Origin of the sequence: Flavobacterium xanthum, assembly GCF_900142695.1 — a bacterium.
In the GTDB taxonomy this organism is placed as follows: Bacteria; Bacteroidota; Bacteroidia; order Flavobacteriales; family Flavobacteriaceae; genus Flavobacterium; species Flavobacterium xanthum.
The window spans coordinates 31,143-44,736 of the sequence record NZ_FRBU01000020.1 but is presented as its reverse complement, the minus strand read 5'-3'; the positions used below and the strand labels follow the sequence as shown (position 1 = coordinate 44,736).

The window sequence follows — 13,594 nt, the reverse complement described above, 5'->3', positions numbered from 1 at the left end:
TGATATTTTGGCTAAAGCCAATTTGAATTATTTTATAGTTTTGAATGGGCTAAAGCCCATTCCTATTGATGTTGGAACTTCTGATAATTATTGGGATTGCTGGAGGGATGAAAATGTTAATAATGAAATTGGCTTTAGCCAAAAAACTATTCCTTATTGAATTTATATTTAGCGATAAATTCATCATATTCTTCTTGAAAAGATTGTTTGCTATGATGTTCTTCTTGATTTTTAATATAATTTCTCACTTTATCCAGCATCGATTCTGAAACTGAAACTGCAAAATATTCATCTTGCCATTCAAATTTATTTAGACAAAATTTATTTTGATTAATCCAAAACGAAGATTCTCCTTTGATGAGTTGCATCACTTTTTGTATGGTTTGATCGGCTCCCAGTGAAACCAAACAATGACAATGATCTTTATGTCCATTAACAAAATCAACAAATATTCCTTTTTCTTTGCCATTTTCCTTGATATGATACCACACTTTTTGTCTTAATTCTTTATTGTCCAAAAAAGGAATTCTGTTTTTTGTGCTCCAAACAAAATGGATGTAAGTTTTGATGTATGGCATAGATTTTAATTTTAAATAAAATGTTTTGGCTAAAGCCATTTGTGTTAACTTTAAATTTCATTGAATGGGCTAAAGCCCAACCCTATTGATTTTGGAATGTTTATTGTTATTTTAATGTGCAAAATCTAATGCTGTCTTTTTTAAAAATATCTTTAGGTTTTCTATTGCCTCCTGATTTTGAATTGCCTCCAGCTTTAGAGGGATGAGGTTTTGATTATTATGTTATTTGCTTTAGCTTAATTGTATTGATTTTGGAATATATTAAATTTAGAATTTTGATTTAATTTCATGTTTTGAATTGCCATCAGCTTTTGAATTGCCTCCAGCTTTAGCTGGAGGGATATTTGATATTATAAAAATTAGGCTTTAGCCGAATTATTTTGGCTGAAGCCTATTTTAATTTATTTTTATTGATTGGGTTAAAACCCAATTCTATTGATTTTTGAAATCATTATTTATCATCTGATAATTTTTTTAATTTTTCCAAGTCTGTCGATTTCTAATTTCCAACAAACAGATTTGATCATCACAGGTTTTTCCTTTTCATCATAAATAGTATTTGAGGGGTTAAATTCTAACATTCGTTCATTTTTATTATTGGAGCCATTTTCATTAGAAATTATCTCTTTTGAGTAATTATGGGAAACAAAATGTCCTTCACCACTAGTACAACTTACAAATTTATAAATGCGTTCTGCTTGTTCTTTAGATAATTTATTGAAATCTAAGAGAGTCAAATTTTCCTTTTCATCTTCAGTTGGAACATAAACTAAATCATTTGGAGACAACGTAAATAAAAGACGATTTCCGTTTTCGTGTTTTTCTAGAGCTGAACTTAATCCTTGTTTTTGTCTTTCAATAACTTCATTGAAAGGGATTGTTTTATAGTTTCGTTTCCCTTTCTCATCTTGATAAATTGCAAAAAACAAGTTTGTTCCTTTTGCAGCTTCTACATATTTATCAGCTTTGTTTCCAGTTTGTCCTAAGCTAAATTTGCCACCTTCCTCAAAAACGCGAACCTTTATAATAGGCTGATGTTTTTTGCCGTCATTTAATGCAGTAATGTTTTTATTTAAGTCATCTAAACCATTTTCAGAAAAAGCAACTTCGTGAGCTGGAATTTTTTTGCCATTTTCATCAATAGTATTTTGGTAGATTTCTTGTGTAAGATGATTCAATAGAATTTTTTGAATTCCAGTATCGGTTATTTTTTCTATTCTTTTTTCATCAAAAGTAAAATCAAGAGTTTTTCTTGTTGCTGTAGCTTCTATGGCTTCATAAATCTGAATTTTGTCAATAGCTTTACCATCGATCATTACAGGAAAAGCTTTAAGGTGTTTTTTTAGACCGGCATCATTGTTTGGATATTGCTTGATTTTTGCTGCCAGTTGTTTTTTAACTTCCTTATCAACAATCAATTTAATTTGCTCAATAGCATTTGCAATGGTAATATGACTTTGTTTAATTCGCTTTAAAAACACTTTTCCACTTACAGTTTCAGCGTGCATTGGTTTTCTAATCGCCCAGTTATCACCTTTTTTTTGTGGTATAATCTTCTTTTCTACCAATCCATTCTTACCTAAATTTAAATTTCCATTTTCATCTTTATAGCTCACGTATTTGTTTACCGTTTTATTGATAACCCTAGTATTTTTTTTGAAACTAATGATGGTTTGATTTAATTCGTCTTCGGTGTGCTTGGTGAAATTTTCCCAAGGTTTGTGAAATTCCCAGTTGTAATTTCCATTTGCATCGGGTTTAGTTTTAAAACAAAGTTTATTCCTTAATTCGTGTTTAATTGTTTTGTCATTTTCATCTCTTGCATTTAGATTATTTAAATAGTTAATGTGCGCTCTGCTTACACACGCAATTACCAAAGCATCAAGAGCATGATGTCGATGATCAATTCTTTTTTTAGAAAACCCTTTTGCTATAGCATCTGGAACAGTAGTTTGAAATACTTGCTTGCCTGTGTTTCCAAATTCATCCTTTTTGAATTCTAATTTTCCAAAGTCACTGGAATTTGTAATGGTATTTAATCGTTTAAAGCGAGGGATAACTATGTTATTCCAAACATCATTCAGTCCCCAATCTTGTTTCATTTTTGAAGTTATTGACCCATTCAATGAAATGATATGTTTTGATGTTACTTCCTGTTCATTATCTTCTCGAACTATTTTGCTCAAAAGATTTTTTACAATTTTGCTGATGTATTTAGTATCATTTAATTGTCTTTCGATAAATTTTTCTGGAATATCTTCACTTAAAAGTCTTTTTTGCTTGCTTTTGTTTTTACTGTAATAGCTAGTTATATGTTGATTATAGGCTTCTCTAGCAAATATTTTAACCGTTTTTCCACCAGTTAAAGTCACAATTCTATCCTCATTTTTTAGAATGAATTCTAATGCAGTCTTATTTCCTTTTAAATCATTCACTTCAGATTCACAAATGACTTTGTTTGACAATGAATCATCAAATAATCTTGATTGCGGAATAATATGTTCGATTTGATATTTTGTTGTAAAAAGATCACTTAATGGTATCAGCTTTCCTGTATAAGGAGAAATGTATCCTTGTTCCAGCCAAAGTTTGTATTTGATGATTTCAGAAGTTGTTGGCTTTGCATTTTTTCTGATTTTATCAACTTCTTCTATTTTTTCTTTACTGTTTTCACTGCTATAAATACCTTCTTCATAAATTTTTAATATCTCTTGTTGACTCGGTGAGTAAGGACGAATGTCACTAATGCCATCATTTTTCAATTCTGTTAAAATGGCTTTAATTCGCAAGTTTGTGTTTTCGTTGTGACTAATATTGTCAGTTATTTTTTTTCTATCGGCCGCATTGTTTTTCATCTCACGACCCAATTCAATATGAATTTCATTAAAGAAGTTTTCTTTTCCCTCTCCATAATATTGCCAAATATCTTTTACAACTCGTAAAGTTTCTGTAATAACTTGTTCTACAATAGGGTTGCGAAGTGAATGTTGTTTGAAGTCGTGTTTCAAAAAGTGTTCAATATCTGCGGGAGTTTTCCATTTTGAAATATCACTAGTTTCGCTATGTCTATCATAAACGATATAGGAAGCCAGCCACAAAGGCAGTCCTTTAAAATCTGAAAGGACATTTAAATGCAATGCTTTTTCTCGAACTCGAGTTTTAATATTTTCGTCAAATTCTCCTGTTTCTATTTTGTCAATTCTTGCCAATGTTTTGGTGTCGATATTTTTTTCATTCCAATGATTTCCGAAACGCATTAACGGCAGTAATTTTTTTATTGCTTTTTCAGAATTAGCGCCATAATCTTTTTTGTATGGCTTTAATTTTGAAAAATTTATTATGAATCCATCGGGTAAACTATATCGTTTTGCAAAAGTTGTAATTGCTTTAGAAATTTCAATTTTATCAGTTACAGAATATAGGATATGCCACAAATCCTGAGTGTTTTTTGCATCAAAAAATGATTTGTCCATATCGATTTTTGCAATTGTATTTAAAAATTGATTTCTGGTTTCATTACAAGGATATATCTTATCCTCTACAAAATTCCACCTGAATTTATCTTCTTTTAATTTAAATTTTTGGTACGCTAAAAATTGTTTTTGACTTATTTCAGCTTTATTATTTAGCCAATTATATAATTCGACTACATCGTCTTCTGTTTTTAAATAATCATTAGTTACATCAACATCATTTGCAATATCTTTTTTATATATTTTTAGATTCTTTACAAATTGCAACAGTCTAAATTCTTGAAAAATAGGATTTGATTTAGCAATACATTTTAAAGGTTTTAGAATTTGATATCCATTAACATCTTTAACTAAATTACCACTTTTATCTTTAATAGGTCTAAATTCCAGACTACAATCACTAATCAACGAAGTTTTACTTTTGAGTGGACGCTGATAAAAGATGATATCATCTAAAAATATATAGTCAAAACCTCTTTCTTTTATGCTATTTTTATGAGAATCATTGTGTTTGTACAATTCATCAATACATTTTTTATAAAGATTTCTGTCTTTTAACGTAGCTGAATGAAATTCAATTTGAGTTTCAAGTATCTGTTTTAATTCGCTTTTATAATAATGTCTCTCAATAGTTCGTACTAGTTCACCTTTTATTTTTTGATTTGGGTTTTTTAGCAAATTATCATAGATATAAGAACCAACTGATTTTCCGCTTTGATTAATAGTTTGTTCACTTCTTATTTTTACCAATCCCCAATCGTCTTCTTTTGGAGCTCTAAAACTTCTTTTTTCTTCGTTGTCCTTGTTTAATTTTACTGTACCATCATCATTTAATTCGGTAGTTACGATAAAATTCTTTTGCTTACCAACCCATTCAAATAATCCTATTTTGCTTTCACGTTTATAAACCCAACCGTTTTCAAGAATTACGTTATACCAGATACCTGATTTTCCTTTTTCTCTTTCAATAACATTAACAACTGTAAGCGTATGAAATTCCTCTAGTTTGTTTTTATTCTCTTCTTTTTCTTCTCCACGCAATTGATAATAACCTCTTTTTTGATTAAAATTTAATATTATCCAAGCCAATTCTTCTCTTGATATTTTTTGAGTTAATGCTTTTTTTCTCAAATAATAAATAGTCCAGTCATAAGGAACTTGTTTTAAATCAGGATTTGTTAATTTAAATTCAGCAAGCATTTCTTGATGGCTTTCCAAAAATAAAAATTGGTTTTTACCACTTTCATCTTTAAAAAAAGAAAATTTCTCTTCTTTCTCTGGTTTAAATTGTCCAAACTTTTTATCAAAATCAACGGCGCTTGCATAATGTTTAGGTAGAAAATCAAGAATATTTAAAACTCTGTGTAGACGTTCTCTTCTTAATAAAAAACGCTGTACTAATCTCCTTGTGCCTCGATATTTTGTTCTTTCAGCAGTTTGAGAGATGGAAACTCCACTATCAAATTTACCAAGAACGTCTTGACTCATAGGAATTATTCGACATCCAATACCTTCAATATTTCCAAATTTATTGTCAAAGTCATTATTTGTTAATGCCCATCCAATACTATTTGTCCCCAAATCTAATCCTAATATTTTTTTCATTTTCACATGCGTTTTATAATGACTTTTTGTGTTGTCTAAATTATTCTTTAAATCTAATCAAAAGAAAATTAGTGGCTTTACGGAAAACCATAAACCAAAATTAAAATTTTTGTTGTATCATTGCATTACAATTTTGAAGCAATACACAATAAGGATTATTCCGTTGTGAAAACATTCAAAGCGGCCTCTCAAGGGTCGCTTTTTTTTATAGAATTTTTTAAATGTTCCATTTATACCACAAAAAAGATACAAACACTGATCTACAATAATCAAAACTGCTTAGAAAGTGTCTTTTTTTTATGAAAAAAGCCCTCAAAATGGATTTCCACTTTGAGGGCTTTTCTATTTTTAAATCTAATATAGAAATTGTATTACGAGATTATTTTCTACTTATTCCAAATCTTCCATGCTTTTTCGGCTTGAAAAATCAGCATGTCTAAGCCGTTTTTAGTTTTGGCTCCTTGTGCTGCTGCTTTTTGTAGAAATTGCGTTTCGGCAGGATTGTATATCAAATCATAAGCAATGTGCTTCGCTGTGAAAAATTCATACGGAAGTAAAGGGAAGGCAGCTACATTTGGACTCGTTCCCACTGGCGTAGCATTTATTATGATTTGGTAATTATCAAATGTTGTTGCGTTGATGCGGCTGTAATCAATTGCCGTTTCACTGGCTTCTCTCGAAACAAATGTGTAGGGAATGTTTAGTTCATCTAAAGCAAAAGCAACTCCTTTAGAGGCGCCTCCGGTACCCAAAATCAGTGCTTTTTTATGATGTGGTTCCAATAACGGTTGTAATGATTTTTTAAAACCGTAATAATCCGTATTGTACCCTTTTAACTTTCCTTTTTTGGTAATTCTAATCGTATTAACAGCGCCAATTAATAGCGCTTTTTTCGAAAGTTTATGCAAAAATGGAATTACTGCTTCCTTATATGGAATAGTGATACTCATTCCCTTGAGGTCGGGCGTGTTTTTAACAACTTCGGGAAAGGCATTTATTTCTGGAATATCAAAATTCTCATACGTGCAACCTGCAAAGTTTTCGTTATTAAATTTATCTGTAAAATATCCTTTCGAAAAGGAATAACTTATATTGCGACCTACTAATCCAAAGCGCTTTCTAACGATATCATCCATTATAATTTTTTGTGTTTTGCAATATAATTTTGCACCATTTTTTTTGCCCAAACTACTGGAAATAAATCTTCCAAAAGAATATAATTCTCAAAATTCAGTCGCAAGGCATTGCTTAAATGGAATTTTGCTTTTGTAGTATCCGTTAGCATAAAGTACAACCCTGCTAAACGGTATTCTACTTCATTCTCTTCTGGAAAATATTCGGTTGCTTGCAATAAAGTCTGAATAGCACTTTCGAATTCTCCTAAAAATTGTAATATGTCTACCCAGAACAACCAAGTTTCTAAGGAATGATCCCCAAATTCTACTGCTTTTCTATAGCCAAACTCCGCTTCTTCAAAGAAATTCATTTGTTTGTTTATGGAAGCAAAACGTTTCCAATACAACCTATTTTGATTGTCAATTGCTAATGCTTTATTGACATAAAATAGTGCTTTTTGAAAGTTTTTTTGGCGAACATAAAAATCAGTTATGGCAATCCAACCCTTGTCTAAAAGTGGATCTTCATGTACTGTTTCATTAAAGTATTTTAAGGCTAAAACGGAATTACCTAGCTTTTCATAGCATTTTCCCATTCGCAGTAGCGCATACGAAGTTGCATCATCCAATTCAATTGTTCTACTATAGCTTTCAATAGCTTCTTCATATTTTTTTAATCGTTCAAAAGCTTTTGCTTTTTCCATGAATGCACCTAGGAATTCATCGTCAATTAACGTAGCGTAATCAAAGGCACGAATGGCATTCTCATATTCTTTTACTCCATAATGCAACCTACCCAGCTGGTGCCAAGCGATTTCGCTATACGGATTTTTGTCGATGTATTTTATTAGATAGCTGATAGCCTCTTGATTTTGATCTAAGAATTCAAAACAATACACAACGTTATACAGTGCTGATTGGTCTTCTAGATCTTCTTCTAAACACTTGATGAAGCTTTCTTTTGCCATTTCAAGGTTGTCCATAAAGAGATATTCCATGCCTATTAAGTTATAGACATCAGCATTATCATCCGTATATTTTAAAGCGATTCTTAATAATTCAACTGCTTTTTCGTGTTGGTCTCTTTTTGAATAGATATTGGCTTTTTGAATGTAAATTTCTTCGTTCGTTGGCTCAATAGCATACAATTCATTCAATAATTTTTCGGCTAATTCTAGTTTGTCATCAAAGACTAACATCTCCACTTGAACTAATTTTAGTCCAGTTGATTTTGGGTGTTGTTCTAATGCTAGTTTTAGCGCTTTTTTTGCCAATGCGGCCTTACCCATATCGAGATAATGAAGAATAATTTCTTCAAATTCTTCAGAGTCAAAAAAGAGCACTTTGTTGGTTTTCAACATCGACTCAAATTTAGACAGGGATAAGTTATAGTCTTCTTCTTCGTTGCTTAATTGCATCTTTGTTTTTTTAGAATTTGGCCTTATTAAATGTAGGCATCCTTACTGTTAATGTGAGGAGCAGCAGGAATTGTTTTAAACAATTTAATTAACAAAATCCAGGCTGTTTTTGTACTAATTTCCATGCTTGATACAGGTGGAAATCTTTTTTACTGTCCTTCTCTAAACGAAGGTGAAAAATGGCAATTTTGCTTTAGGATGGGATAAGAGTCCGCACGTATGTTGGCAGGATTCTCCTAAAGAAACTAATTTTTATTCAAAATCGAATCCATTACTTCTAGCATGATTGCACAACCTTCTCGAATTTCTTCATTAGAAATGGTCAGCGGTGGCGTGATTCGGATGGCGCATCCTTCAAATAGCAACCAGAATAAAATGAGCCCTTTGTCTTGACATTGCAGAATCACTTCATTTGTTATGTCGGCACTTTTAGTCATTGCGGCAAGCATTAATCCTTTTCCTCTAATCTCCTCTATCAAAGGATGTACCAAAAGTGATCGGAATAGATTTTCTTTCTCTAAGGCTTCAGGCATTAGATTGGTCTCAGTGATTTCTTGCAAAGTAGCTAAACAGGCTGACGCAATGACAGGATGACCCCCAAAGGTGGTGATGTGTCCTAGTTTTGGATTATCACTAAGGAGATCCATCATTTTAGCCGAAGCGGTAAAAGCACCTACGGGCATGCCGCCACCCATTCCTTTTCCCATTACTACAATATCAGGAACGACATCGTAATTTTGGAATCCAAAAAGCTTTCCAGTTCTTCCAAAACCAGGTTGAATTTCATCCAGAATCATTATCGCGCCTACTTCGTCACAGCGTTGACGTACTTTTTTAAGAAAATCATCATGGGGTTGAATAAATCCTGCACCACCTTGAATGGTTTCTAATATGATTCCTGCAGTTTTGGTAGTGATTTTTTGTAAATCATCTTCGTTATTAAAAGTGATAAAATCGACATCTGGCACTAAGGGGCGGAAAACTTGCTTGCGCTCTTCAAAACCCATCACGCTCATCGATCCCATGGTATTTCCATGATAAGCGTTGTGACATGAAATTAGTTGGCTTCTTCCTGTAGTTCGTCTGGCGAGTTTTAAAGCGCCTTCGATCGCTTCTGTGCCAGAATTTACCAAATAGGTTTTGTCTAAAGGAGCGGGTAGCAGTGATGCTAATAATTTGCAATATTCAACTGCTGGACTTTGTGAATATTCGCCATAAACCATCACGTGCGAATATTTGTCTAGTTGCTGCTTTATGGCATTATTGACTCTTGTATGTTGATGTCCCAGTGCACAAGCAGAAACTCCAGCAACAAAATCTAAATATTTTTTATTAGTGGTATCGAAGATGTAAGAACCTATAGCATGCGAGATTTCCATACCCAATGGATAAGGAGTTGTTTGTGCTTGATATTTTAGAAAATCACTATTCAATTTTTTATAAATTTAACCGCCAACTTTGAAAAATTTGTAAAGTTCGCGTAGTTTTTAAAGATGCTTATTTGTTTATGTGTCTTAAATTGAAAAGCAATACTTTTCACTTTTCACTTTTCACTTTTCACTTTTCACTTTTTTTCACTTTCTTCTTATCATAATTCAGAGTTTCCTTCCTAATTTTCATAGGAATATCCTCTTTAGCTTCGGCTGATTTAGTTGCTTTTGCTATTTTTTCATTATCTTCATTTTCTTCGGGTGGAAAGAGGTCGTCTTTCGATTTTATTCGCTCGTCTCCGCGCCAGACTAGCCCTCTTAGCTTTCTTGCATTTTCAGGTAAATCTTTTTCGGGGTAAATATCTCCATCTACTTGCTGAAAGAAAGTAATGGTTTCTATCTCATTTTTTTCTAAAAGGAGATTAATTTTGCTACTTACATTTTTATTGATGCCTATGAGTTCTTGCGCTTCATTTCGCATATAATAGATGACTTCAGCATTTTTGACAATGTCCACGTCTCGTAGTTTTCCTTCCTCAAATTTACCATAGAGATTTTGTCCCTTAACTTGATTATATCCTGTTCCTATGGTGTCTTTGGAGACTATAAAGGTATTTTCAAGGACTTTTAGTGAATCTAGCTTTTGGGTGGTGTTATTGCCTATAAGGTGCATGATGTCACCTGTTATTTGACTTTCTCCATTCCAAAGTATTGGATTTCCAATCATTTTTGTCAAAGCAGTTTTTGAACTGGAATGTATTGAATCACATTTGCCGCTCATATCCGTTTTATAAAATCGAACATTATTGAATGCTCTAATGATTCGATTTCCTTCTTTACCGGTTACCATTAATTTCTTCCCATGGATGTAAACGGAGTCATTTTCGACAAAATTCACCGCTACGGCTCTTTTTGTGACGTACATGGAATCCAGTTTTTTATATACTTCGGCATAATGTCCTTTTACAATGCCTCGATTGATAGAATCTGTTATCTTGACATTACGCGTGGCTGATGCAAATTCCCGATTTCGGTCATAATACAAACTGTCGCCTTTAATCACTCGATCATCGTATTTGATGTAGGATTTATTCAGGAAATGGGCCAGATTTTTTTTGGTGTCATAAAACCCTTTTTCGGTGTAAATAAAATTGGCTTTACTGGTTATCGTGGAAGGTCCAAAAAGATATGAATGCCCAGAATTACTGAAATAATCCAAGTGATTTGATTTTATGACATACGTTGGATTTGTGATGGTAACGGCCGTAAGGAATTGGAATTTTTTTTGTTTCACATAATATCTTCCAGAATTACTTTTAAGGGTATTGTCTTTGTTTGTAATTGTTCCAGGAGTATCATAAAATACTTCTTGAATATTTCGGTCAAAATTGATTATTTCGGTTACCAAAGTTGCGTCTGGCGAACTCATCACTGCATCTCCAGAAGCATAGGCTTTTTTTACATTTCCGTTGTATTCTGCATATTTGCTGTTCAAAAATAAGGTATCGCCTTGCACCATTTGTACATTTCCAAAAGCCTTGATGTAATTTTCCTTCTGGAAATAATACGCTTTGTTGCATGTCATTACAACGCCATCATGATTCACACGAACGTTCCCTATAAGCAATAATGCATCAGGAATTTCTACTTGATTTACATCAGCAAAATCAGAGTTTTCTACAATAATTTTTTTCGGTGCTTGCGCCAAAACTAAATTAGTAATTAGCAATAGGAGACAATAACGAAGGAAAAACAGCGATTTCTTCAATGGATTTAATTTTTGTCAAATTTATGAAAAAGGAAACAATCCTAATCCATATTAGGATTTATTTATAATTAGTCCAAAGGGCCATAATAGCGAATGTTTCATCTTTTGAAAGTTATTAACAAATTATGGAACTCCTTCGTTGTAGTTTCCGTCTCAATTAAATACAAATCTTAAATTTTAATGCGTATCGACGGAGATTATTTAAAAAATAGTAAATTTAAAAATTGATATTTAGTTTACGATAAAGGAATTGAAATCAGCATAAATATTTTTATACAATGAAAAAAATAACTATTGTTGCAGGGATAAGTGCGGTACTTTTAGCATCGGCTTGTAAAACGAAAGATTTAAAAATGAATGTAGAAAAGAAAGAGGACGTCTCTACTAAAAAAGAAGTGGTTTATCAGGTCTTTACTCGATTATTTGGGAATAAAAATACCACTAATAAACCATGGGGAACTATTGAAGAAAACGGAGTAGGTAAATTCAACGATTTTACGGACAAAGCGCTACATGAAATTAAGGACTTGGGCGTTACTTATGTTTGGTACACTGGGGTTCCACATCATGCTTTAATTCGCGATTACACTGCAATAGGAATTTCAAATGATGATCCAGAAGTAGTAAAAGGTAGAGCAGGGTCTCCTTATGCTGTGAAGGATTATTACAATGTAAACCCAGATTTAGCAGTAAATCCGTCGAATCGTTTAGAGGAGTTTGAGTCCTTAATTGCCCGAACCCATAAAGCCGGATTAAAAGTGATTATAGATATTGTTCCTAATCATATAGCGCGCCAATACGAGGGTAAGACTAATCCTTTGGGCGTTAAAGATTTTGGTGCGGAGGACGATGTAACGGTAGATTACAAAAGAAATAATAACTTCTATTATATTCCGAATACTACTTTTGAAATACCGGACATGGCAAAACCATTAAATGGAGAAAGTAATCCCTTAATTGATGGGAAGTTTGAAGAAAATCCAGCTAAATGGACCGGAAATGGTTCTCGTATGGCTAAACCGGATAAAAATGACTGGTACGAAACCGTCAAAATAAATTATGGGATTCGTCCGGATGGGTCCAAAGATTTTCCCGAGCTTCCTAGTGGTTTTGATACGAAATCCTATCAGGAACATGATGCTTTTTGGAAGGGAAAAGATGTTCCAGATTCTTGGGATAAATTTAAAGATATTGCTTTGTATTGGACTGCAAAAGGAGTTGATGGTTTTAGATTCGACATGGCCGAGATGGTGCCGTACGAATTTTGGAGCTACATGGATTCAGCTATCAAAGTAAAAAATCCAGACGCCTTTTTGTTGGCGGAAGTCTACAATCCTAAAGAATATCGCAATTACATTCAATTGGGTAAAATGGATTATTTGTATGATAAAGTGGAAACCTACGATAAATTGAAAGATATCATACAGGGAAGAGCACTGCCTGATGGTTTATCAGCTATTCAAAACGGATTGGCCGATATAGAGCATCACATGCTGCATTTTCTGGACAACCATGATGAACAACGTTTGGCTAGTCCAGAATTTGCAGGAACACCACAAAAAGGAAAGCCTTTGATGGTCGTTTCAACGACAATAAGTAGTTCTCCCACGATGGTTTATTTTGGACAAGAAGTAGGAGAGGCCGGAAATGAAAATGCAGGATTTGGAACGCATTCCAGAACATCAATCTTTGATTATATAGGAGTTCCTAGTCATCAACGTTGGATGAATGGAGGTGCATTTGATGGCGGTCTCTTGACTAAAGAGGAAAAAGAATTACGTGATTTTTATAAAAGAATATTGAATTTCTCTTTGAATAGTTCGGCTTTAATGGGGAAATATCAAGAAATTCAAGAGGTAAATCGGCAAACTACTGCGGGATATGATTCAGGAATTTATGCTTTTACTCGATGGTCAGCTACTCAAAAATTAATTGTTGTTACTAATTTTTCGTGGCTTAGCACTAGCAATTTCGAATTAAAAATCCCTGCTGATATCATTGAAAAATGGAATCTAAAGGATGGAAATTATACTATAAAAGACCAATTATACAATAAAAGTTCTACGCTGCTGCAGGTAGTGAATGGAGAAGGAAAAGTACAAATTACAATTGCTCCATCAGAATCCTTTATTTATCAATTGTAAAAAAAGCGTTTGACAATCAAAAAAAAGGCTGATAAATATTTATCAGCCTTTTTTTGTGAACAA

Annotated in this window: 7 protein-coding genes; 1 reads left to right on the top strand and 6 read right to left on the bottom strand. The window is 32.8% G+C overall.

The features are described 5' to 3' along the window. Positions 1–146 precede the first annotated feature (146 nt). From tnpA to BUC11_RS09820, 6 genes are all read right to left on the bottom strand, one after another. A complete protein-coding gene (gene tnpA / locus BUC11_RS09845; protein ID WP_073353763.1) occupies positions 147–578 on the bottom strand; it encodes an IS200/IS605 family transposase in 432 nt (143 codons plus the stop codon). A 458-nt stretch (positions 579–1,036) separates the two neighbouring features. Then, on the bottom strand, positions 1,037–5,656 hold the full coding sequence (gene cas9 / locus BUC11_RS09840; RefSeq protein WP_073353714.1) for a type II CRISPR RNA-guided endonuclease Cas9: 4,620 nt from the start codon (positions 5,654–5,656) through the stop codon (positions 1,037–1,039). Between the two features lie 386 nt (positions 5,657–6,042). Further along, a complete protein-coding gene (locus BUC11_RS09835; RefSeq protein WP_073353761.1) occupies positions 6,043–6,792 on the bottom strand; it encodes a shikimate dehydrogenase family protein in 750 nt (249 codons plus the stop codon). Further along, entirely contained in the window at positions 6,792–8,189 is a 1,398-nt protein-coding gene (locus tag BUC11_RS09830; RefSeq protein WP_073353713.1) for a tetratricopeptide repeat protein, read from the bottom strand. The genes BUC11_RS09835 and BUC11_RS09830 overlap by 1 nt, the downstream gene beginning before the upstream one ends. 245 nt (positions 8,190–8,434) lie before the next feature. After that, the gene (locus tag BUC11_RS09825) at positions 8,435–9,622 is read right to left on the bottom strand and encodes an aspartate aminotransferase family protein (RefSeq protein ID WP_073353711.1); all 1,188 of its coding nucleotides are present in this window, start codon (positions 9,620–9,622) and stop codon (positions 8,435–8,437) included. 124 nt (positions 9,623–9,746) lie between these two features. Next, positions 9,747–11,387 carry an OstA-like protein gene (locus tag BUC11_RS09820; RefSeq protein WP_073353709.1) on the bottom strand — a complete coding sequence of 547 codons (1,641 nt, stop codon included), beginning with the start codon at positions 11,385–11,387 and terminating at the stop codon, positions 9,747–9,749. Positions 11,388–11,665: 278 nt separating this feature from the next. Here BUC11_RS09820 and BUC11_RS09815 point away from each other — a divergent pair, with 278 nt between their 5' ends. Further along, entirely contained in the window at positions 11,666–13,531 is a 1,866-nt protein-coding gene (locus BUC11_RS09815) for an alpha-amylase family protein (RefSeq protein WP_073353708.1), read from the top strand. Positions 13,532–13,594: the final 63 nt, after the last annotated feature.